This window comes from Botrimarina sp. (assembly GCF_040219535.1).
Lineage (GTDB): Bacteria > Planctomycetota > Planctomycetia > Pirellulales > Lacipirellulaceae > Botrimarina.
On record NZ_JAVJSH010000012.1, the window covers coordinates 272,430 to 295,299 of the forward strand.

The 22,870-nt window shown below is 68.4% G+C and carries 18 protein-coding genes; 10 read left to right on the top strand and 8 right to left on the bottom strand.

All coding sequences use genetic code 11. The features are described from left to right. Positions 1–180 precede the first annotated feature (180 nt). The gene (locus RIC11_RS05245) at positions 181–1,386 is read right to left on the bottom strand and encodes an inositol-3-phosphate synthase (protein ID WP_350209053.1); all 1,206 of its coding nucleotides are present in this window, start codon (positions 1,384–1,386) and stop codon (positions 181–183) included. Between the two features lie 192 nt (positions 1,387–1,578). Here RIC11_RS05245 and RIC11_RS05250 point away from each other — a divergent pair, with 192 nt between their 5' ends. From RIC11_RS05250 to RIC11_RS05265, 4 genes are all read left to right on the top strand, one after another. Next, complete coding sequence (locus RIC11_RS05250; RefSeq protein ID WP_350209054.1) at positions 1,579–2,778, top strand: amino acid aminotransferase; 1,200 nt, start codon at positions 1,579–1,581, stop codon at positions 2,776–2,778. 220 nt (positions 2,779–2,998) lie between these two features. Beyond that, positions 2,999–4,501, top strand: a complete 1,503-nt coding sequence (gene glgA / locus RIC11_RS05255; RefSeq protein WP_350209056.1) for a glycogen synthase GlgA — start codon at positions 2,999–3,001, stop codon at positions 4,499–4,501. A gap of 94 nt (positions 4,502–4,595) precedes the next feature. Further along, entirely contained in the window at positions 4,596–5,519 is a 924-nt protein-coding gene (locus tag RIC11_RS05260; protein WP_350209058.1) for a galactose-1-phosphate uridylyltransferase, read from the top strand. 208 nt (positions 5,520–5,727) lie between these two features. Next, positions 5,728–7,923, top strand: a complete 2,196-nt coding sequence (locus RIC11_RS05265) for an alpha-amylase/4-alpha-glucanotransferase domain-containing protein (protein ID WP_350209060.1) — start codon at positions 5,728–5,730, stop codon at positions 7,921–7,923. A 506-nt stretch (positions 7,924–8,429) separates the two neighbouring features. Here RIC11_RS05265 and RIC11_RS05270 read toward each other — a convergent pair. After that, the gene (locus RIC11_RS05270) at positions 8,430–8,579 is read right to left on the bottom strand and encodes a hypothetical protein (protein WP_350209062.1); all 150 of its coding nucleotides are present in this window, start codon (positions 8,577–8,579) and stop codon (positions 8,430–8,432) included. 83 nt (positions 8,580–8,662) lie between these two features. Between RIC11_RS05270 and RIC11_RS05275 the strand changes: the two genes are divergently transcribed. The 3 genes from RIC11_RS05275 to RIC11_RS05285 all read left to right on the top strand — a co-directional run bounded on the left by RIC11_RS05275 (position 8,663) and on the right by RIC11_RS05285 (position 12,119). Beyond that, the gene (locus RIC11_RS05275; protein WP_502879372.1) at positions 8,663–9,697 is read left to right on the top strand and encodes an integron integrase; all 1,035 of its coding nucleotides are present in this window, start codon (positions 8,663–8,665) and stop codon (positions 9,695–9,697) included. Positions 9,698–9,888: 191 nt separating this feature from the next. Beyond that, positions 9,889–10,311, top strand: a complete 423-nt coding sequence (locus RIC11_RS05280; protein WP_350209064.1) for a hypothetical protein — start codon at positions 9,889–9,891, stop codon at positions 10,309–10,311. Between the two features lie 158 nt (positions 10,312–10,469). Further along, a complete protein-coding gene (locus RIC11_RS05285) occupies positions 10,470–12,119 on the top strand; it encodes an arylsulfatase (RefSeq protein ID WP_350209066.1) in 1,650 nt (549 codons plus the stop codon). 651 nt (positions 12,120–12,770) lie between these two features. Here the strand turns inward: RIC11_RS05285 and RIC11_RS05290 are convergent. Continuing rightward, the gene (locus RIC11_RS05290; protein WP_350209068.1) at positions 12,771–13,493 is read right to left on the bottom strand and encodes a PEP-CTERM sorting domain-containing protein; all 723 of its coding nucleotides are present in this window, start codon (positions 13,491–13,493) and stop codon (positions 12,771–12,773) included. A gap of 390 nt (positions 13,494–13,883) precedes the next feature. Between RIC11_RS05290 and RIC11_RS05295 the strand changes: the two genes are divergently transcribed. Then, positions 13,884–14,534 (top strand): ECF-type sigma factor, encoded by a 651-nt coding sequence (locus RIC11_RS05295; RefSeq protein ID WP_350209070.1) that lies wholly within the window; start codon positions 13,884–13,886, stop codon positions 14,532–14,534. Then, positions 14,482–16,248: a serine/threonine-protein kinase gene (locus RIC11_RS05300; protein WP_350209072.1), complete on the top strand. Its 1,767-nt coding sequence runs from the start codon at positions 14,482–14,484 to the stop codon at positions 16,246–16,248. The genes RIC11_RS05295 and RIC11_RS05300 overlap by 53 nt, the downstream gene beginning before the upstream one ends. A 38-nt stretch (positions 16,249–16,286) precedes the next feature. On the opposite strand, the gene bioD is transcribed toward RIC11_RS05300, so the two are convergent. Both bioD and RIC11_RS05310 read right to left on the bottom strand, forming a co-directional pair. After that, positions 16,287–17,060, bottom strand: a complete 774-nt coding sequence (gene bioD, locus RIC11_RS05305; protein ID WP_350209074.1) for a dethiobiotin synthase — start codon at positions 17,058–17,060, stop codon at positions 16,287–16,289. A gap of 160 nt (positions 17,061–17,220) precedes the next feature. Beyond that, positions 17,221–18,090 (bottom strand): shikimate dehydrogenase family protein, encoded by an 870-nt coding sequence (locus RIC11_RS05310; RefSeq protein ID WP_350209076.1) that lies wholly within the window; start codon positions 18,088–18,090, stop codon positions 17,221–17,223. 183 nt (positions 18,091–18,273) lie between these two features. Between RIC11_RS05310 and RIC11_RS05315 the strand changes: the two genes are divergently transcribed. Next, positions 18,274–19,059, top strand: a complete 786-nt coding sequence (locus RIC11_RS05315) for a hypothetical protein (RefSeq protein WP_350209078.1) — start codon at positions 18,274–18,276, stop codon at positions 19,057–19,059. Between the two features lie 6 nt (positions 19,060–19,065). Here the strand turns inward: RIC11_RS05315 and RIC11_RS05320 are convergent, their stop codons facing one another. The 3 genes from RIC11_RS05320 to RIC11_RS05330 all read right to left on the bottom strand — a co-directional run bounded on the left by RIC11_RS05320 (position 19,066) and on the right by RIC11_RS05330 (position 22,082). After that, complete coding sequence (locus RIC11_RS05320) at positions 19,066–20,634, bottom strand: hypothetical protein (RefSeq protein WP_350209080.1); 1,569 nt, start codon at positions 20,632–20,634, stop codon at positions 19,066–19,068. 63 nt (positions 20,635–20,697) lie between these two features. Next, positions 20,698–21,621: an ABC transporter ATP-binding protein gene (locus RIC11_RS05325; protein ID WP_350209081.1), complete on the bottom strand. Its 924-nt coding sequence runs from the start codon at positions 21,619–21,621 to the stop codon at positions 20,698–20,700. Further along, positions 21,618–22,082: a GntR family transcriptional regulator gene (locus tag RIC11_RS05330; RefSeq protein ID WP_350209083.1), complete on the bottom strand. Its 465-nt coding sequence runs from the start codon at positions 22,080–22,082 to the stop codon at positions 21,618–21,620. Before RIC11_RS05330 ends, RIC11_RS05325 begins: the two co-directional genes overlap by 4 nt. Positions 22,083–22,870 lie beyond the last annotated feature (788 nt).

The following is a 22,870-nucleotide window of genomic DNA, read 5'->3' on the forward strand; positions in this document are numbered from 1 at the left end:
CGTCTTCCTTGTTTAGGCGGGCCCCGCGAAACGTTTCGCGAACGCAAACCGCCAGGCTTGTGCGGATTCAATCAATTGCCAGCGCGCGGCGTCAATACCGATTGCAGCATTTCTTGCAATGAAGGCGGGCGTGAACCGTGAGCCAAAGCCGCCTCTTCCCTCTTCCCTCTTCCTCAGGCCTCAGGCCTCAGGCCTACCCCCCGCGAGCCACTCCTTGAGCACCCGCATCTGGTCGGCCAGAGCGTGCGGCGGCCGGTCGCCTACCGGGCTCTTGAAGAACGCCGCCAGCTCCCCCAGCGCGCCAGACTCGCCGCGGCGCAAGGCCAGGTCGGCCAGCCGCGCGAGGTCGAGCACGAGCGGCGCCGCCAGCGCCGAGTCGCTCCCTTGCCAGGTGAACTGCAGGGTCATCGGCACGCCCAAGAACCCCCGGAAGTGGATGTGGTCCCAAGCGGTCTTCCAGTCGCCGAGGCTCTCGATCGGCTCGATCGACACGAGGCTCTGCGGCGCGTAGCCCAGCAGCTCGGCGAGCAGCCGCTCCTTCGATTCGACCTTGGCCTGCTTGTTCTGGGCGTCGGCCAGGATCGCGCCGTCGCGGTTGCCCAGCAGGTTGTGGCCGACCCAGCTATCGACCTTCAGGTTGCGGGCGGCGAACATCGGGGCGAGGGTCGCCTTGAGGAGGGTCTCGCCGGTCTTGCCGTCGGCGCCCGCGTGGGGCACGCCGCGGCGGCGGGCCAGCTCGTCGATCGCCGGGCAGCCCGCGCCGAGCGACGGCGTGAAGTTCACCACCGCCGCGCCGGCCTCGATCGCGCCGATCGCGTACAGCGAGCTGGGCCGCAGCGGGCAGCGGGCCGGGTCGCCGAGCGTCGCCGAGAGCTCTTCCCACCGCGGGGGCAACGTGTCGCGGTCGACGGGCGGCTCGGTCGAGCCGAGCAGCACCACCACCAGCCGCTCCACGGCGGTCGCCTCGCGGAACGCGGCCAGGTCGGCCGCGACCCGCCGGACCGCTTCGGCGGGCGTGTCGCAAGGCTCGACCCATCCCCGCTCGCCGAGGCGCTCGATCGCCGCGCCGCTGCCGAGCGTCACGCCGGGCCGGATCCGCGCGTCGGCGTCGGCCAGCTCGTCGGCGAACCGCTCCGCGTAGCCCGGCGGGAGCACGCGGCCCCTTTCGAGCTCGGCCGCCGAATCGGCCAGCGAGCCGCCCCGGATGTCGTGCCCGCCGACGACGAGCCGGTCCCAGGCCGCGAAAGCCCCTTCGCCGAGCGACTCGGTCACCAGGCCGATGGGGGGCGCCTCGCCCCGGACGAGGGCCGCCAGGCCGACGGTGGCCGTCGTGGCGACCGACCCCCGCGCGCCGACGAACCAAACGCCTGTCTTGCTGTCTGTCATGGGGCCGTTCACCGGGTAACGCGGGGGACCGCTACCGACTCGCCGCGGGCGGAACTAGATTGACCGATCCTCGGCAGCGCCGCCGCCGAGGTCAATCGATGGGGCGTCGGCGCCCGGCGGGCTGGCGCCCCTGGGCTCTGACGCGGCCCGCTTCGCTTGGTGCTCGCCGCTTCCGCAACCCGAGTCGCTGCTATGTTCCAGTCAATCGAAGCCGCGCCTGTCGATCCGATCCTCGGCCTGACCGACGCGTTCAAAGCGGACCCCAACCCGGAGAAGATCAACCTCGGGGTCGGCGTGTACCAAGACGAACACGGCGTGACGCCGGTCTTGGAGTCCGTCGCCGAAGCGACGCGGCGGGTCGTCGCCACCGAGAAGACCAAGTCGTACCTGCCGATCCCCGGCGCGCCGGAGTACGCGGCCGCGGTGCAGCGGTTGTTGTTCGGCGAGGGGAGCGAGGCCATCGCCGAGGGCCGCGCGGTCACCGCGCACACGCCCGGCGGCACCGGCGCGTTGCGTGTGGCGGGCGACTTCCTCAAGCAGAACCTGCCTGGCGCCACGCTTTGGCTGTCCGACCCGACCTGGGCCAACCACCCGGCGATCTTCGCGGCGGCCGGCGTGCCGACCCGCTCGTACCCGTACTTCGACCCGAAGACCAACGGCCTGGCCTTCGAGGCGATGCTCGACACGCTCGCCGGCGTGCCGGCCGGCGACGCGGTCCTGCTGCACGGCTGCTGCCACAACCCGAGCGGCATCGACCCCACGCCCGACCAGTGGCGCCGCCTCGCCGACCTGCTGAGCGAGCGGGGCGTGCTGCCGGTGCTCGACTTCGCGTACCAGGGCTTCGGCGACGGCGTCGAGCAAGACGCGGCCGGCCTCCGCGAGTTCTGCCGCCCCGGCGCGGAGCTGATCGTGTGCAGCTCGTTCAGCAAGAACTTCGGCTTGTACCGCGAACGCGTCGGGGCCGTGACGTTCGTCGCCGCCGACGCCGAGACCTGCGGTCGGGTCGCCAGCCAGATGAAGCGGGTCATCCGCACCAACTACTCCAACCCGCCGGCGCACGGCGCCGCGCTGGTGAGCACGATCCTCGACGACCCCGAGCTGGCCGGCCTGTGGGACGCCGAGGTCGCCGCCATGCGCGACCGCATCAACGGCATGCGGAGCCTGCTCGTAGCGAAGCTGGCCGAGCACCGCGCCGAGGGCGACTTCTCGTTCATCCGGCGGCAACGCGGCATGTTCTCGTTCAGCGGCCTGACGAGGCCGCAGGTCGACTTCCTCCGCGAGAAGCGATCGATCTACATCGTCGGCTCGGGCCGCATCAACGTGGCGGGGATCGACCCGGACAACGTCGACCGCTTGTGCCAAGCCATCGCCGAGGCGCAGCGCGAGGCCTGAGGGGGCGCCCCGCCGAGTGGCGCCGCGCGGGTTGGGCGGATTGTCCGGCCGCGTCGAGGAATCGCGCGATCGCTCTGTGTGGGCTGCATCGCCCGTGCGCGTGCGCGGCGGCTCGCGGGGCGGTTTGGCGGGCCAGATCGACTGGATAAAATCTGGCGGCTGGGTCGAAACGGTCGTCTGAGGCCCTCTGTCCGCGCCATCCCCCGACCGCGACGCGCTTGTGAACGTTCTCTTCGCGACCACCGAGGCCCTCCCCTTCAGCAAGACGGGCGGCCTGGGCGACGTGTGCGGCGCGTTGCCGAAGGCCCTCTCGGCGATCGGCGTGCGGCCCACGCTGATCCTGCCCGCGTTCCGCCAAGCGATGAACTCGGGGCAGGCGATCGAGGAGACCGGCGTGCGGCTGGAGGTCCCCATCGGCCGCAAGAAGGTCATGGGCGAGCTGCTGCGCAGCTCGCTGCCCGGCTCCGACGTGCCGGTCTACCTGGTCGAGCAGCACGGCTACTACAACCGCCCCGAGCTGTACCGCGAGCCCGACGGCGACTACGTCGACAACTGCGAGCGGTTCGTCTTCTTCGCGCGGGCGGTGCTCGAAGCGATCGGCAGGCTCGACCTCGGCACGCAGGTGCTGCACTGCCACGACTGGCAATCCGGCCTCCTGCCGGTTTACCTGCGGACCCTGTACGCCGACCGGCCCGAGCTGGCCGACGTGGCGACCCTGTTCACGATCCACAACCTCGCTTACCAGGGCAGCTTCTGGCACTGGGACATGGAGCTCACGGGCTTGGGGTGGGAGCACTTCAACTGGCAGGAGGTCGAGTTCTACGGCCGGCTGAACTTCATGAAGGCCGCGCTGACCCGCGCCGACATGATCAGCACCGTCAGCCCCCGCTACGCCGAAGAGATCCTCGACCCGCCGATGAGCTGCGGCCTGGAAGGCATCTTGCGGCACCGGCGCGACGACCTCGTGGGGGTGCTCAACGGCGTGGACTACTCCGCGTGGGACCCGGCGGACGACCCCAACCTGGTCGCCAACTACACGGTCGACAACTGGCAAGAGGGCAAGGGCACCTGCAAGCGCGCGTTGCAAGCCGAGGTCGGCCTGCCGCTGCGGCGCGACGTGCCGCTGCTGGCCAACATCGGCCGGCTGGCCGACCAGAAGGGCTTCGACCTCATCGCCGAGGTGATGCCCCGCCTGGCCGAGCAGGTCGACGCGCAGTGGGTGCTGCTCGGCACGGGCGAGCCGCGCTACGAGCAGATGATGCTGCGACTGGCGGCGGAGCACCCGGAGCGGGTGGCGGTGCGGGTCGGCTTCTCGAACGAGCTCGCCCACCGCATCGAGGCCGGCGCCGACATGTTCCTGATGCCCAGCCGCTACGAGCCCTGCGGCCTGAACCAGATGTACAGCCTGCGCTACGGCGCCGTGCCGATCGTGCGCGAGACCGGCGGCCTGGCCGACACGATCACCAACACGTCCGAGGCGACGCTCGCCGACGGAACGGCCAACGGCTTCTCGTTCGCCGACGCGTCGGCCTACGCGTTGTCGATGGCGATCGACCGCGCGGTGCGGGCCTACCGCAGCGAGCCGGTGTGGCGCCAGCTCGTCGAGACCGGCATGCGGCAAGACTGGTCCTGGGACCGCAGCGCGCGGCAGTACGCGGACCTCTACGAGCAGACCCTCGCCCGCGCCAAGAAGGGCGAGCCGGCGCTGGCTAGCGGTCGCTGATGTTCTCGCCACGGCCATTGGCAGGTCCGCCCACAGCCACGGCTTGATAAATCAGCCCCCGGTCGTTGACCGGGGGCCAACGAGGATCTCTCTCTTGCTCTGGCGGCACGACCCGCTGACCGACCGAACCGTCCGCTTGGCCGCCGGCCGGGTCCAGCGGCCGAGCGACTTCGACGATCCCCGCGGGCCGCCAACGAGGTGTCCCTTCTGCGCCGGCGCAGAGCAAGACACCCCCGCGGAGCGGCTGCGGATCGCTGGGGGCCGCGGCGGCTGGCTGACCCGCGTGGTCGACAACCTGTACCCGATCGTCGAGGCCGACGGCGGCGCCCATGAGGTCGTCGTCGAGTCGCCCCGCCACGTGCGGCGGCTCGTCGACCTGACCGACGAAGAGACCCACTCGGCCGCCGCCGCCTGGTTCGGCCGGCTCGCCGCCTTGCAGGCGGAAGGGCTCGACTACGGCCTCGTCTTCAAGAACGAGGGCCCGCTGGCCGGCGCGACGCTCGAGCACGTGCACAGCCAGGTGGTCGCTCTGCGGAGCACCCCGGCGCAGGTCGAAGCGATGTGGCGCCGCGTGGCTGCTGGCGGCCTGGCCGGCGGCGCGAGCGTCTACGAGGCCGACGGCCTGCGTGTGATCGCCCCGCCGGCGCCGCGGGTCGCCTACGAGGCCTGGATCGCGCCCGCGGCGGGGGGCCCGACCGTGGGAGAGGTCGCGGCCGACCCGCTAGCAGCCGCGCGGGTCGGCGGGCTGGTCCGCCGGGTCGCGGGAGTCGCGACGGGGCTGGCCGCCGCGCCGGCGTTGAATCTGGTGCTGCAGGCGCCGCCGCGTGCGTACGATTCGTCGCCGTGGTGGCTCGAGGTGCTGCCGCGACGCGGGCTGGCTGCCGGGTTTGAGATCGCCACCGGGGTTTGGGTCAATTCGGTCGATCCGGAAACCGCGGCCGCCGCGCTCGCCGAAGCGTTGAACTCGCCAGACCGCCCCAAAGGCGACCCGGCCGGTCGCCGAAGATACAACAGCTAGGCAAAGCACCGCGGTCGTCGGGGATGCCCGGCGCCGAGCTTGCCGGATTCCGCGGCCCTGTCGCGTTTGACGCGTGGACGGGTTGCGGCGTCTTTCGCTAGGATCGCGGTGAAACCTAGCGGCCAGCCCTCGGCCCCCCCCGGGCCGGCGCTGCGTGCTCGCGACTCGCCCCCGCCCTCCCCCGCCCTTCTGCTTCGAAGCGATTCTGATGAGCCAACCGCTAAGGCTTGTGCTGGTCCTGCACAATCACCAACCGATCGGCAACTTCGACGGGGTGTTCGAGCAGGCGTACCAAGAGAGCTACCTGCCGTTCCTCGACGTGTTCGAGGAGTTCCGCGGCATCCAGATCGGCCTGCACACCAGCGGCTCGCTGATCGAGTGGCTCGAGCGCCACCGGCCGGAGTACCTGCACCGCTTGGCGCGGCTGGTGAGCGAGGGGCGGATCGAGATCCTCGGCGGGCCGTTCTTCGAGCCGATCCTGACGATGATCCCCTCGCGCGACCGGGTCGGCCAGATCCGCGCGTACTCGAAGTGGCTGACCGACCGCCTCGGCGCGCGGGTCCGCGGCATGTGGATGCCCGAGCGTGTGTGGGAGCAGTCGCTCACGCGCGACCTGGTCGACGCGGGGATGGAGTACACGATCCTCGACGACTTCCACTTCAAGAACGCCGGCTGGACCGAGGACCAACTGCACGGCTACTACCTGACCGAGGACGACACCCGCCTGCTGCGCGTGTTCCCCGGCAGCGAGCGGCTCCGCTACACGATCCCCTTCGCCGAGCCCCACGCCACGATCGACCACCTCCGCCACGTGGCCGCCAAACAGCCCGGCGCGATCGTCCTGTTCGGCGACGACGGCGAGAAGTTCGGCACCTGGCCCGACACCCACGCGCACGTGTACACCCACGGCTGGCTGCGCCGGTTCTTCGAGGCCCTCGAGGCCAACTCCGACTGGATCAAGCTCACCACCCCCAGCGAGGCGCTCGACGCGGTCGGCCCCCTCGGCAAGCTCTACATCCCCGAGTGCAGCTACCGCGAAATGACCGAGTGGGCCCTGCCCGCCGATCAGCAAAACCTCTTCCACGACGTGCAGCACCAGCTGCAAGACGCCGGCCAGTGGGAGGCCGTGGCCCCCTTCGTACGCGGCGGGTTCTGGCGGAACTTCAAGGTCCGCTACCCCGAAACCAGCGACATGTACGCCCGCATGCAGATGGTCAGCCGCCAGCTCGCCGAGGCCCAGGCCGACGACGCGCGCCGCGACGACGGCGAGCCGGACCAGACGCTCCTGTCTGCCCGCACCGAGCTGTACCGCGGCCAGTGCAACTGCAGCTACTGGCACGGCGCGTTCGGCGGGGTCTACCTGCCGCACCTGCGGCACGCGGTCTACAACCACCTGATCGCGGCCGAGAACCTGCTCGACCAGCGCCGCCGCCGCGGCCTCGGCGACGCCGACTGGGTCGAGCTCGACACGGCCGACTACAACCTCGACGGCCGCCAAGACGTGCGCCTCGCGTCGAACCGCCTGGTCGCGTTGATGACCCCCGCCGACGGCGCCGAGATCTACGAGCTCGACGTGCGCTCGATCTGCCTCAACCTCGGCGCCACGCTCGCCCGCCGCGAGGAGGCCTACCACCGCAAGGTCCTCGCCGGCCCCAGCGACAACTCCGGCGTGGCCAGCATCCACGACCGGGTGGTCTTCAAGCAGGAGGGCCTCGACGAGCACCTGCAGTACGACCAGCGCCCCCGCCGCAGCCTGACCGACCACTTCTACGACCTCGACGTCACCCCCGACGCGATCCGCCGCAGCGAGGCCCGCGAGGCCGGCGACTTCGTCGGCGCCCAGTACGAGACCAAGCTCCGCCGCAAGCCGGAGCGCATGCAAGCTCTGTTCACCCGCGAGGGGCACGTCGACGGCCACCCCGTGACGATCCACAAGGGGGTCACGCTCGACGCCGGCGGCGCCACGCTCGAGATCGCCTACCTGCTCGAGCGGCTGCCCACCGACCGCCCGCTCCTGTTCAGCACCGAGCTGAACCTGGCCGGCCTGCCGGCCGGCGCCGACGACCGGTACTTCCACCTCGGCGACGGCGAGTCGATCGGCCAACTCGGCGAGCCGCAAGACCTGATCGACGTCGAGCGGGTCTGCCTGGTCGACGGCTGGCAAGGGATCGAGATCGGCGTCGACGCGGACCGGCCCACCTCGTACTGGACCTATCCGATCTCTACCGTGAGCCAGAGCGAGGGGGGCTTCGAGCTGGTCAACCAGTCGGTCACCGTGCAGCCCCGCTGGATCCTGCAAGGCGACGCGCACGGCCGCTGGAGCGTCACGCTGCGGCTCACCTGCGACACGTCGGTCGCCGAAGGCCGCGCAGTAGAGCACGCCGGCGAGATGGCGAGCGTGTAACTGGTCGGTGGCCAGTTGTCAGTGGCTAGGGGCCTGTGGCCTGTGGCCTGTGGCTTGTGGCTTGGGGTCCGTGGTCCGTGGTCCGTGAAGTTGAGCTGGCGCCCTTGGTCGTGCGGGCTTGGTCGTTCGGGCTAGGTCATAGGGGCTCTTTCGCCCGCGCGGCGGCGCCTTCGGCTTGGGAAGAAATTGCGGCTGTCGATCCGCGCTGATTCGTTACAAACGCGACACGCTGGCGAACGCTGTGTCACGCTTGATCGTGTCCAAAACGGCGTTAAGCGCCTGCCCGGCAACGGCTTAGCGAAGCGTTACGCGCTGCCCTGGGTGTAACGAAACGGCGTCGTTTCGCGCAACGCGCCTGCGGCGTTCGACGCGGCGTCGGCCCTGCTCAAGCCGCAACGAACCCGGCATTGTCGCCCAAGCGAGGCCTTTCCCAGCGTGTTTTGGCCACGGCGGGATTCCCGCTCTGCGCCGGCTTTGGCGGCGAGCTACGACGGTTCGAAGGAGAGTCAGTCGGCGGCTTCGTCCGGCTGCATTCCTGCCGAGGTGATGTCCACCGATGCAGGTTTGGTCCGGTTTAAAGTTCTGTCGGCCGAGGCATCCGCCTGCTCGAAGGAACTGGCGAAATGTGCGTCGGTTTCCTCGATTGCCTGATTCATCGCATCGACCGGCGTTGCTTGATTCCGCCACTCCTCGCGGCTCTAATTTTCGGTGCTAGCTGTGTTTCTCATGGGACTTGGCCGTGACCAACTCGTCGCAGCAACGCCGCTCACCGCTTGGTTTGTTCACCGACAAGCTGACGCCCCGGCTCCATGACCACATGGTCGAAGTGCTACGCGTTCGGCACTACAGCCGGCGAACGGAAGAAGCCTACGTCCACTGGGTCCGCAGATACATCGGCTTTCACGATCGGCGCCATCCCCGCGAACTTGCCGAAGACGAGGTCAACCGTTTCCTGACTCACCTGGCTGTCGAAGAGCATGTCGCTGCGTCGACGCAGAATCAGGCGCTCTCGGCGATTCTCTTTCTCTACGAGCATGTCCTGCAGCAACCGCTCGACCGCATCGAAGGCGTTGTTCGTGCCCGGCGGCCCAAGCGATTGCCCGTCGTCTTGACGGTCGATGAAGTCTCGCGAGTGATGCCGCACTTGGCTGGGGTGAAGTGGCTGGTCGCCATGCTCCTCTACGGGGGCGGGCTGCGTCTGCTCGAAGCACTCCGCCTGCGGGTCAAGGATTTGGACTTCGAGCGTGGCGAGATTACCGTTCGCGAGGGGAAAGGAGACAAGGATCGCGTGACGACTATGCCGCGCGCAACCGCGCGTCCTCTGCAGGAACATCTGGAGCAAGTCAAGTCGATCCACCAGCAAGACGTAGCCGATGGCTACGGCCGCGTGGACCTGCCCCACGCGCTGGTCCGCAAGTACCCAAACGCCAACCGCGAGTGGTGCTGGCAGTTCGTGTTCCCACAGGAACGCCGCTGGCGAAACGCCAAGACCGGTGAGCAGGGCCGTCATCACATCGACGAATCGTTGTTTTCGCGGTCGCTGAAGACCGCGGTGAGGCAGGCAGGTCTCACGAAGCGAGTCACGAGCCACACGTTCCGCCACTCGTTTGCCACCCACCTGCTGGCCGACGGCTACGACATCCGGACGGTGCAAGAGCTGCTGGGCCACAAGGACGTTCGCACGACCATGATCTATACGCATGTCCTAAATCGAGGCGGCCGTGGAGTCCGCAGCCCGGCAGACGGCCTGGCGCCCGGACCAGAGGAGCGATAGACGGAAACATCCTATCACGCCGCGGCAATCGCGATTTGGACGCAAATAGAGACTAGGCAACCACTTACGAGGATCGACGTACTGCGCGTTAGGTTGACAACCTTGCCGTCTACAGGTGTTACGTTGGTCACCCTATAAACAAGTTCGCCGATCAAGCTGATTGACACCTCCGCATGCATCCGCTCGCTGCCGTGAGATACCGACTCAGGACGCTTATCGTTCTCGTCACGCTTGTCGCATTCGCGATTGCGGCCTACTCCTACTGGGACGCAATACCGGGAACGTATCACAAAAACGAAAACGGTTTTCCGCGCGGGACTGGCGTCGCAGAGTATCACTACGACGACGGATCGCTGATGATTCGGGAGTGGTACTTCCGCGGTTTAATCTACCGCTCAACTTGGTTCACACCTGATGGCCGGGAACTTGCGACCGAGACCTACGACAAGGCGACAGGTGGCGTTGGGTATTACTTGCGACAAGACGGGACCATCCGTAGCAAATACACGTACGAATACATGCCGGACGTGAACATGTACGGCAACGCCGGCAAGCCGGTATACTATGACGCCAGCGGCAAACCAGTTCCTGACGCCACCGAACCTATCGACTAACTCTCGAAGCCCTGGCGAACAATCGCGTGCACCCGAGCACGCGAGTCGGGCGGTTTTGAACTTGAGAATCTTCCGCGCGTGCCGGGTGACGCGTGACGTTAGGTGGCGATCGTCGAGTCGTGCTAATTTACACGAAGAACTTTCGAGAGGAGAAACACATGAGACAATTTTTCAGCCTGCTATTTGTCCTGACCGTTTTACCCGGCATGCTAGCCACGGCCCAGGAGAGCAAACCCAACGTCATACTCATCGTCTCCGACGACACCGGCTATGGCGATCTCGGCCCCTATGGTGGTGGTGAAGGGCGCGGCATGCCTACGCCGAATATCGACCGTTTGGCTAGAGAAGGGACGACTTTTTTTTCGTTCTACGCTCAGCCAAGCTGCACACCCGGCCGGGCGGCGATGCAGACCGGCCGTATCCCGAACCGCAGCGGCATGACCACCGTGGCCTTTCAGGGGCAGGGCGGCGGACTGCCCGCCGCCGAGTGGACTCTAGCCGCGGTACTGAAGACCGCGGGCTACAACACCTTCTTCACCGGCAAGTGGCACCTCGGCGAGGACGACTATGCGCTGCCCAACGCCCAGGGCTACGACGAGATGAAGTACGCCGGCCTCTACCACCTCAACGCCTATACCTATGCCGATCCGACATGGTTCCCCGACATGAGTCCGGAGTTGCGTGCCATGTTCAAGAAAGTGACCAAGGGTGCCTTGTCAGGTAAGGTAGGCGAGAAGCCGGTTGAAGAATTCGCGATCAACGGCCAGTACGTCGATACGCCCGATGCCAGTACGGCTGACTACCCGAATGGGGTCGTTGGGATTCCGTTTTTCGACGGCTATGTGGAGAAGGCGTCCATCGACTATCTCGACAAGGCATCGAAGTCGAAGACTCCGTTCTTCATGAGCATCAACTTCATGAAGGTTCACCAGCCGAACATGCCGCACCCTGACTACGAACACAAATCTCTTTCGAAGAGCAAGTATGCGGATTCGGTCGTGGAGCTGGACTCCAGAATCGGGCGGATCATGGACAAGGTGCGGGAGCTCGGACTCGACAAGAATACGATGGTCTTCTACACCACCGACAATGGTGCTTGGCAGGACGTCTACCCGGACGCCGGTTACACGCCGTTCCGCGGCACCAAGGGCACAGTGCGTGAGGGTGGCAACCGGGTGCCTGCGATTGCCTGGATGCCGGGCAAGATCAAGGCCGGCGCGAAAAACCACGACATCCTGGGCGGCCTCGACCTGATGGCCACGTTCGCCTCCGTTGCCGGTGTGGAGCTGCCCGAAAAAGACCGCGAGGGTAAACCCATTATTTTCGACAGCTACGACATGTCGCCAGTCCTGTTCGGTACCGGCAAAAGTGACCGGAACGAGTGGTTCTACTTCACCGAGAATGAGCTGACGCCTGGCGCCGCACGTGTTGGCAACTACAAGGCTGCATTCAACCTGCGCGGCGACAATGGCCAGCCAACTGGAGGACTCGCCGTGGATACCAACCTTGGGTGGAAGGGTCCGGAGGCGTATGTCGCCACCGTGCCACAGGTCTTCGACCTCTGGCAAGACCCGCAGGAGCGCTACGACATCTTCATGAACAACTACACAGAGCGGACCTGGACACTGGTGACGATCAGCGAGGCGATTAAGAAGAAGATGGAAACCTACGTGAAGTACCCGCCTCGGCCGATGCAGAGTGCAGCCTACTCGGGCCCGATCACGCTGAGCTCCTATTTCCGTTTCCTGCACATCCGCGAGCAGCTTGAGAAGGAGGGCGTCAAGATTCCGATTCCCACCGGAAATTAGGAATCAGTGATCCACCCCCGGGAGATCCTAGGGGCTGTCACCTAACCAAGCGGTGAACCGGAGCCGCCGATGACGCGGGAATTGAGTTCATAGTTGCTTGGCGGCGGCCCGGTTACCGCCGCCGTTCGCAGTAGCGGTCTCTCTCCGGCAGGGACACCTCGTGCAGTTCGGGCAACTCCCTAGCGACACCGGCTGGACCAGCCGCTCGGACTTACGCCCTCAGGTGAGTCGCTGAGGTCTTCCCTCGGCGGGGGCGCCGCCGCACTGGCGCGGGGCGGCATCTGAGTCCAGTCGGCCGTTCCGAATCTGCCGTCGGTGGACATCACCTCGGCGCGGTCCTGACCAGCTAAAGCCGCCGCGGTGCGACCCACCTCGGCAGATTTCGGCGCTCGCTAACCCGCGTCGGCGCCGCTCGCCCGGGTGGCCCCGTGCCGCTGAGCGGCCCCGACAATCGCTCGGGTGAATGAAACGGCTGGCTGACTCTGCCGCCCGCGGCTGTCGGGGCTACTCGCTTACGCGCATGGTGGTGTCCCCGCCCCGCTGGGCCAAGACGCTAGACGCGGCTTGGGGCCCAAGCTGGCGCGCCCCGGAGACCGGAGCACGCCAGTGCGGGAGGCCAAAGCGGAAACGCCGCAGAGGGCAAACGACCGCTCAGCGGCGACGGCGCGCGGCCACGATCAGGCCAGCCACGCCAATCAGCCCGAGCGTCGTCGGTTCGGGGATCACCGATACCGAGACGTTGTCGATGAACAGCACCGCGGTGCTGCCCGTCGCGGCGCCGGTGGTCGCAGTGAGCTGTAGCGTCACGCCGCCCGACACGTCGGGCCCCGCAAGCGCCGAGAAGCTGAAGCTCTGGTAAGTGTCCGTCAACGCCAGCGGAGCGCCCGACAGGATCTCGGCCGCCGAGGTGCCGCCGCCGTCGATTTCGGAGAAGAACTCAGCGAACGAGACGCCGCCTTCGGCAAACGAGCCTTTCGCGTCAAACGAGATCGATACCTCTTGCCCCGGGCTGACAACGCCGATGCCAACGTTGGCCTGCTTGATAACCGCCGCCGAGGCGGGATCGTTGTTAAACAGCTCGGCGGCCCATACGCCCTCGCTAGCGTCCGAGGTGATATTGAACGTCGAGGTCGCGGTCGGGAACGACTCCCATCCGCTCGTATCGCCCGTTTCGAAGCCGCCGTTCGTGGTGAGGTCGATCTGGCTGTAGGCGGTCGTCGCCGCCAACATCAGGGTGAATGCAGCCAGAGAAGCCGCGCAGCGGTGTGTCGTCATGAGTCGAACCTTTATCAGTGAAGAAGAGACGGGGATAGCAGCGAGCTTCTTCGAACCCCACAGGGCCTCAGACTGCGGCTTGACAAGGAGAAAAGGCATCGTGGCAGTGAGGGTTCTACCACGCCGAGCGCGCCGTTCGATAACGGACTGCCCGGAAAGTTAGAGAAACCAGCGCGGCCCAGGTGGCGGATGTCTCGCTGCCGGAAACGCGGCAGCCAAGGGCTGAAACCGCCGTGAGGCCTGCGAAGCGTCGCCCGTTGAGGATACGGTGGCTGCCGAAGTCGCGTCGGAGGACATCCCCTCGGCGCGGTCCTGACCGACTAAAGCCGCCGCGGTGCGACCCACCTCGGCAGATTTCGGCGCTCGCTAACCCGCGTCGGCGCCGCTCGCCCCGGTGGCCTCGTGCTGCGGTGGCCGCGGTTGTGGTTCCTTCGCCGCCGGCGCATGCTGTCCCGCACCCCCCCTCTGCGGAACGTGCGGCCGTACGCCATGCCCGATAGCGCCCGAATCAGCCACTGGATCGACCTCGTGAAGGCGGGGGATTCGGCCGCCGCGGATCGGATCTGGGAGCTCTACTTCGCCCGCTTGGTGGGGTCCGTTCGGGCCCGTTTGCGGGGGCAGAACCGGGCCGTTTCGGACGAGGAGGACATCGTCCTGAGCGTGTTCGACAGCTTCTACGACGCGGCCGAGAAGGGGAGGTTTCCGGACCTGTCCGATCGCGACGATCTGTGGCGGCTGCTCCTGCGGATGGCCGGCCGGAAGGTGATCGACAAGCGTCGGCGTGACCTGCGGCAACGGCGCGGCGGCGGCGTCGCGCCCCGCTCGCTCGACCACTCCGACGGCGACGGGCCCGTCCTCGAAGCGATCGGCGACGAGCCCTCGCCGGAGATGGTCCTGATGATGCAGGAGTCCGTGGAGCAGCTTTTTTCTCATTTGGGTGTCGGGCCACTCGCGGATTTAGCGGGAGCCAAGTTAGAGGGGTACACGAACGCCGAGATCGCCCGGCGCTCGGGTTGCTCCGAGCGGACGATCGAGCGTCGTCTGCACCTGATCCGAGAGAAATACCAGCAGGAGTTGGTCCAGCCCGATGAGCATCCGCCAGAAACGACTGCCGATCGAGGTCCTGGAGCGCATCGATGACGTGTGCGCCGACTTCGAGCGGAGGTGGCAGTCCGACCAGCCGCCGACGATCGAAGCGGTACTCCCGGGAGACCTCTCCCCGCCGGAGCGAAACGTGCTGCTGGCGGAGCTGGTGGTGCTGGAGGTCGACTACCGCCGGCGCCGCGGCGAGGCGCCCGCCAAGCGGGAGTACCTCGATCGGTTCCCGCACGCCACCGAAGCAATCGACGACGCCCTCGGCGCCGCGCCCGAGCCGGCGCGGGGCTTCGAGCCGCCGACCGTGGGGCGGCTGGCGGAGCTCTTCCCTTCGCTAGAGATCATCGAGCTGGTCGGCGCGGGGGGGATGGGGGCCGTCTACAAGGCGCGGCAACCGGGGCTCGACCGCTTGGTCGCGCTGAAGGTCCTCCCCTCGGAGTTCGACCACGACGTGAAGTTCGCTCTGCGCTTCGCGCGGGAAGCCCGCACGCTGGCCCGGCTGAGCCACCCGAACATCGTTTCTGTCTACGAGTTCGGCAACGCCGACGACAACTACTACTTCCTGATGGAGTTCGTCGACGGCTCGACGCTGCGCGACGTCGTGCGGGCGGGCAGGCTGTCGCCCGAGCAGGCGCTGGCGATCGTGCCGCACCTCTGCGACGCGCTGCAGTACGCGCACGACAAGGGGGTCATCCACCGCGACATCAAGCCCGAGAACATCCTGATCTCTGTCGACGGGACGGTGAAGATCGCCGACTTCGGCCTGTCGCGGTTGCTCGGGAGCGAGGGCCCGGGCGACACGCTCACCGCGACGCACCAGGTCATGGGCACGCCCCGCTACATGGCGCCCGAACAACTCGAGGGCGCCCGCGGCGTCGATCACCGCGCGGACATCTATTCGCTCGGCGTGGTCTTTTACGAGATGCTGACCGGGGAGCTGCCGATCGGGCGTTTCGCGGCCCCTTCGGCTAAAGCACGGATCGACGTGCGGCTCGACGAGGTCGTGCTGCGGACGCTCGAGAAAGAGCCCGAGCGCCGCTACCAGCGCGTCAGCCAGGTGAAGACCGACGTGCAGTCGATCACATCGACCGGCGACCCCTCGCTGGACCGCACCGTCGACTACCAGACGCCCGCCCCGGCCGACCACGGCGCCGCGCCGGCGGGCCTGGCGCAGCAAGAACTGGCCGGCAGGATGCTGCTTACCCGCCGCCAGCTGATGGAGCGTGTCGAGCGGTCGCTACGGCCGCTCTTCCGTGGCCAGCTGCTGCAGGTGCTGGTCGGCGTCGCGCTGGTCGTGCTGGGCGCGCAGTGTTGGGCGCGGAACACGGGGGTCGCCCACCGGGTCGCGAACGGGGCGATCTTGCACGTGTACGGCGTGCTCGTGATCGCTCAGTCGCTGCTCGTCTGCACGCGGATCCGGAGGATCGACTACTCGCAACCCGTGGCCGACGTCCGCAGCAAACTCGACAGCCTGCGGTCGGGCTACTTGCGGGCGGGCGTGCTGATCGGGTTCGTCTGGTGGCTGATGTGGATCCCGGTCGCGGTGGCGCTCGGTTTCGACATGGTGCTGCACCCGAACGCTCTGTATCTCTCGCTGGTGGTGGGAGTTGTCGGGTTCGTTGTCTCCCTCTGGCTGTACCTGCACGCCCTCAAGCCCGGCAAGCCAGACGCGGAGTCGTGGCGGAGGAGGCTGGCCGGGAAGGGCATCGCCGCGGCTTACGTGGCGCTCGACGAGATCGAGGACGCTGGGATCCGCTGACCCCCCGGGCCCGCGGTGTCCTCCGCCTGGCCGAATAGCTAGCCGGCTGCGGGGGGCCTGTCCCGCGCCAGGCGGCCCCAGTCGACTTCGCGGTCGAGGCCGCCTTGCCAGGCGACGCACGCCAGCAGCGGCGGGCCGAGGCGGCGGCGGAGCTCTTCGGCGTTGGTGGAGCGGCTCTGGTCGGCCGCCGGCGTGGCGTCGTTCAGCACCACGCCGGCCACCCGCAGCTCGCGCCCCGGCCGCAGCGAGTCGATCACGCTGGCGGTGATGACCGTCTGCAGCGTGTCGTTGATCACGCCCAGGCGGTTCGCCGCCACGACCACCAGCGGGTAGCCCAGGTCGATCGCCAGGTCGGCGTTGTAGTCGTCGTCCGACAGCGGCGACATCAGCCCCCCGGCGCCCTCGACCAGCAGCACGTCGCACCGGCCCCGCCAAGCGGCCGCGCCGGCGCGGAGCAGCTCGGGGTCGACGCGGCGGTTCTCCAGGTGGGCGGCGACGGGCGGCGCGAGCGGCGCTTCGAAGCGCTGCGGGCAGACCAGCTCGAGCGACTCGGGCCGTCCGGCGGCCTGCCACAGCTCCAGCGCGTCGTCCGACAAGAGCACGCCCCCCTCGCGCCGGCAGCCGCTCGCGGCCGGCTTGTACACGCCGACGCGCACGCCGTCGCTCACGAGGCGCTTCGCGATCAGCGCGGCCACATGGGTCTTGCCGACCTCGGTCCCCGTGCCGGTGATGAACAGCCCCAGCGGCAACGGAGCGCCGGGCGACAAACGCACGTGCGACTTGGGCTGCGGCTGCTGGGTGCTGCTGGTCAATTTGGTTGGTGGTTGGTGGGCAGTGGCTAGTGGTTCGTGGTTGGTGCGGCGGGGGCTGGGTGCGGGGGTTTGGTGGTTCGCTCCGAGGGCTTATGCCCTCGGCTCCGGCCTCCCCGCTTCCCCCGTCCCTCGTCCCCCGTCCCTCGTCCCTCGCCCCCCCTCAAAGCCCTAGAAACTCCTCGGCGGCGTCGCGTAGCACGGTGCGGTCGGCCTCCAGGCCGGTCCAGGCTTCGACGGCGAGGGCCGTTTCGGCGACCAGGATCGGCAGGCCGTCGACGGCGACCCGGCCGCGGCTCTCGGCCGCGAGCAGCAGCGGCGAGCGGCTCGAACCGATTCCCAGGTCGAGCACGAGCTGCGTGTCGCCCAGCTCCGGCGCGACGAGCTGCGCGACGCGCGGGTTGTCGGCCTTGGGCCACGCGGCCGTCGACACCAGCCAGTCGACCGCGTCGGGGAGCTCGACCCACTCGTCTTCCCAGGCGAGGGTGCGCACGTCGCACGCGGCGGCGTCGGTCGGGGCGGTCTCGGGGCGGTTGCTGTGGGCGCTGAGCACCACGGCGGCGGCCCGGTCGCTCGACGGGTCGGCCACGCCGACCATCGCCGCGCCGTGCTCGACGAGCACGTCGACGACCGACGGCGCCGCGCCGCCGGCGCCGAGCACCACGACCCGCTTGCCCGCCGGCTCGCCGCGGGGGGCGAGCGCCTCGACCAGGGCGGGGCCGGTGGCGTCGTCCCCCTGGAGGCGGCCCTCGTGGCGTGTCAGGTGCGTGACGCGGCCGGTGCGGGTCGACCGCGCGGTGCGGGCCGCCACGCCGGCCGGCTTGTCCGCGTACGCGCCCAGCAACCGCACGCCCTGCACGCCGACCGCGTCGAGCCCCGTGAGCGCTTCGCCGAGCCGCTCGGGCAGCGGCTGGAAAGAGAGGAACCGCCAGTCGAGCCCCATCTGCTCCAGCGCCCGCTCGATCATGAAGTGCGTGGGGTCGCCGGCGACCGACTCGCCGACGAGGCAGCACTTGGTGAGGAGGTTGGACACGGCGGAGTAGGCAGAGGGCAGCAGGCAGAGGGCAGCGGGCAGTTTTGGCCGAGCCGCGACCGTGAGGGAGCGACCGGGCGGCTCGGTAAGCCGTGACGGTACCGTCCGACGCGGCCGGGCTGATTCTCGCCGCGCGGCGGGCGGATCGCAACGCACCAACTCAGAGCGGGTTAGGATGGCGGGATGCTACCCGAGCGTTACCGCCGACTGTGGCGCCGCCGCGTGCGTCGGCGGCCGCTCGTGCCGCTGCTGATCGCGGCGACGGTGGCGGTGAACGCGGTGATCGCCGTGACGCCGCTGGGGGATCCGGAATCTTCGTGGCGGTCGTTCTTGATCGGCGTGTCGATCGGGCAGGTGGGCTTGCTCGGCGCGTGGATCCCGTCGCGGCGGGTGGGGGTGCTGATCCGGATCGCTGTGTCGGTACCCCTGGGGGTGATCGCGATCGTGCTGATGCTCTTGCCCAGCGACCTGGGCCAAGCAGACGAACTGCTGCCGTTCGCGGGGATCGTGCTAGCCGCGGCGGCCGCTGCTTGCGGGCTGATCGAAGCGGCCCACGCCGCGTGGAAACCGCGGGGCCTCCGACGCGTGCGCCGCAAGGGCTTCTCGATGGCGGTGCTGGTCGGCGCGATGCTGGTCGCGCCGCCGCTGGTGCTCGTGCCGAGCCTCGACGCGTGGAAGTACTTGATCACGTGGGAGGTGCTGGGTCCGATCGCGATCGAGACCGGGCTCCTCGCAGCGTTCTACGCCGGCGCAAGAGTCGTGCGCGAACCGGCGCTGTACGGCTTGGGCTGCATCGCGTCGCAGCTCCCGCTGGCCGCGTTTGCGACCGGCGGCGAGCTCGTTCTTTTCGACGGCGCGTACTACCTGGGCCACGCGACGGTCATCGGCGCGTGGCTGACGGGCCTGAAGGTCCGCGGCCGCGGCGCCGACCGACGTGCGCCGGCGGCGGCGATCGACCTCCGTGCTTGACGCGCGCTACTTGCCGGCGAGCGACCAGTCGCGGCGGAAGGCTTGCCAGCCGGCGAGGGTCGTCAGCACGACGCCGAGCACCACCACCGAGGTCGCCAGCTCCGCCGAAAACCACCCTTCGAAGAGATTGGGCGCGGCGAACATGCCCATCAGGCAAACGCCGAGGATCGCGCCGTAGACCGGCTGGCGGACGACGACGACCGCGGCGACTGTCGACGTGTACAGCAGCGCGAAGACCAACGCTCCGCGATGGTCGGCGCGGAGGAAGTCGGCGAAGGTCCCGTGCTGCGTGGCGCCGTAGATCAGGTAGGCCGCGCCAAACGGGATCGCGAGCGCAGCCAAGCCGCCCGCGGACTTTGTCCAGAACCAAGCGTCGGGCGAGATCGGCCGCGAGCGCCAGAAGCGGTTCACGCCGGGCCGCAGGTCCTCTAGCAGCACGCCCACGCCGACGACCAGCGCAGCGAGGAAGCCGCAAGCGATGGTCAGCAGCGAAGTCATCATCACGCCGTCCCTAAAGCTCAATGGCTTGGAGCCCATGCCCGATTCGATCGAGTAGATCAAGGCCGTGTAAACCGCGGCGAGCACAAGCGAGCCCACGACCACCGGCGCACACGTGCGGACCGTCTGCCACACGATCGCCGCTCGCGGCGAGGCCATCGGCGCATCGAGCCACGCGCCCCGGCGCCGCTCGTTCAGCCGTTGAAGGACGTCCGATCGCCAAGCTTGGGCCGCGCCGTAGGCGGAGAGCCACCGACAAACCAGCACGCCGTGCACGGCTACGAAGACCGAGACAACTTCCAGCGCGGTTAGCGGGGAGGGCGTGGGGCCTGGCAAGCGGTCGGCGGGGAAGAACGCGGGAGCATTCAGCGGCGCGATCGCTACGAACCCTCCCGGCAACGCCGCGAGTAGCGACTGGCCAAGCGCACCCATCCAGATACTCGAGTCGGTATCGGCGGCCCACCAGTAAAGCAGTGCCGATGCGGTTCCCCAAACGAATGCGATCACGCCGAGGGCGATCGCAGCGGCTCGGACCTCGTCGTCCCGGTTGGCACTCACCGCGACGACCCACACGAGCAAGCTCGCGGAAGTAGCGGCGACCAACAACGCCACGTCGATCTGCCACAAGCCCGTGGCGAGGGGCCGGGGAAAGAAGGCGCCGCCTGCCGAGAAGGCCTCGCCGAACGCTTGGCGCGAGAGCTCGGGAGAGATCGTCGCCGCAAGCCACGCGGCCGCGATGGTCGCTAGGGCCGGAAGCACGGTTGTGACGAAGCCCACCACAAGCTTCGCGACGGCCACCCTGTGCATCGGCGACGGCAGGCCGGCGAGCATCCGGATCGTGCCGCTGGCTTGCTCGCTGGCGGCGAGCCCCATGCCGACAAACAGGCTGGCGATGGGCACATAGAGCAATAGCGTGAAAGTCAAGATGAAGGGCAGATCGGGACGCCCTTCGTCCGACCAACCTGCGCCGGCCAGGATCACCAACATCGTGCCGCAAGCGATCGCCGTTAAGGCCGCCAGCTTGCCGCGTTGCTCGCGCCACTCTTTCCAGAACAGGTTCGTCCAAACAGGGCCCATGGCGGCTCCTCTTGTTGGTCGGTCTCCGCGTGCTCCGCGCTCTCCGCGGTGAGTTCCGATCGCTCAGCCGGCGTCGGCCAGCACCGGCTGGGGCGCCCTGTCGGGCGGCTCGCGGCGGCCGACGACGTACGCTTCGAACACCTCGTCGAGGCTCAGGTCGGTCGCGTTGGGCGTGGCGCCTTCGCGGGCGAGCGCGTCGTGCACCGCGTCGGCCTTCGCCGCGGTGACGGCCAGCTCGTCGCCGTCGGGGCGGACGTCGAGCACCTCGCCCGCGCGGCGCACGACCGGCAGCAGCTCGTGGCGCACGAAGAACCGCCGCACGTCGGACGTGAGCTCCTCGACCCCGCCCGCGCGCACGATGCGGCCGCCGTCGAGGATCGCGACCGTGTCGGCCACCGGCTCGACCTCGTGCAGCAAGTGCGAGCTGTACAGCACCGCGCGCCCCTCGCCTTGCAGGTGGGCGATCAGGTCGCGGTTGAACTGCTTGCGCATGATCGGGTCGAGGCCCAGCGCGGGGTCGTCGAGGATGACCACTTCGGGGCGGTGCGCGAGGGCCAGCACCAGGCCGAGGCGCACCGTCTGGCCTTTCGACAAGTGCTTGACCCTAGTCCGCAGCGGCAGCTCGAACTCCCCCAGGTACCGACGGGCCAGCTCGTGGTCCCAGTGGCTGTAAAACGGCGCCACGAAGCGGACGATCTCGTCGACCCGCATCCAGCCGTACATGGCCTGGTCTTCGGCCAGGTAGCCGACCCGGTCGCGGACCGCCAGCGGCTCGGCCTGCGGGTCGAGCCCCGCCACGCAAACCTCGCCCGCGTCGGGCGGCAGCAGGCCGAGGAGCGTCTGGATTGTGGTGGTTTTGCCCTCCCCGTTGCGTCCGAGCAACGCGAAGGTCTGCCCCGGGTCGACGCGGAACGACACTTCGCGCAGCACGAGCTTCTTGCCGAAGCTCTTGGCCAAGCCGTCGACTTGGATCGCGGGCGCGGTCATGCTTTGGCTCCCTGTTGGTGGGTGGATGCTGGCTGTTGGGTGGATGCGGCCCGTTGGGTCGAGGCGGCGTGGGCGTCGGACTCGGCGCCGAGTTGGTCGAGCGCCTCGCCGAGCAGCGTGTGCAGCTCGTCGGGCGAGAGCCCGAGGCCGAGTCCCTGCCGGCCGATCTGGCGGAGTTCCTCCAGCAGCCTGCGCCGGTGCGCGGCCGTCGCGCGGCGGCCCGAGTGGGGGGCGACGAACGTGCCCTGGCCGTGGCGGCGCTCGAGCAGCCCCTCGCCGGTGAGCCGCTCGTACACGCGGAGGATCGTGTTCTGGTTGACCGCCAGCTCGCGGGCCAGCTCGCGGACCGACGGCAACCGGTCTCCGGGCTTGAGCTTGCCGGCGGCGCAGAGCGAAGCGACCTGCTCGGCGATCTGCCGAGAGATCGGCACGCTCGACCCTTTTTCGATGCGGAGAAGCATGGCGGCCCCTAGTGATTACATCAGTATAACAGTAGTCACCTAGCCGTCAACTTTTTTCTTCCGCCGGCCCCCTCCCCCGGCCGCCAGGACGCATGGAGGATCCAAAATTTGCAAACCGGCTGGAACAAACGACAACGCGGCCGGGCGGGGCTGCGGTGAGAGCCGTGCGGCCGATCGCTGCCGCACCGAGCAGCGACCGCGGCCTGCGTCGCCCCCCAGGAGGGCGACGTCGAAACCTCGCCCGAGAGCCGCCGTGTTGCGAGCCGCGAGGAGCTTGCTCCGGCATCGGCGAGGTTGAAGAACGCGAGGAAGGCGTTTCTCTACGGCTGAAACGAGGGCTGTCCGGAGCGGCTTTAAACAAAAAAAGCGGCCCAGCTCGGAAAGAGCTGGGCCGCTGAGGGACGCCTCGCTGCGGGGAAGCGAAGCGACAAGCGGGAAGCGGTGGGGTGCAGCGGGGGGAGGAGCTGCGGGCGGTGGCGGATCAGGCGACCTCGAAGTAAGGGGACGGGTAAGGAGCAGGCGGTATGGCTTGACGCGGCTTCGCGGGGCGTGGGGCTTACAAGCGCCCGGTGACGAAATTACCGAGCAGCACGTAGGCGGTGAGCGACACGAAGACAACGAGGATGGCGGGCTCGATCATCGGAACAATCCTTGTTTCAGTGGGTTAGGCGGGTGGTGGAGCAACTCGCGGGTGTTCATCAGGTTCGCTCCGTCCGGGCCGCCGTTCCATGGCGCCGCGTCGGGGCGACAGTGACAGAAAAAGCAACCGCCGTGCCAAACCACCCGGC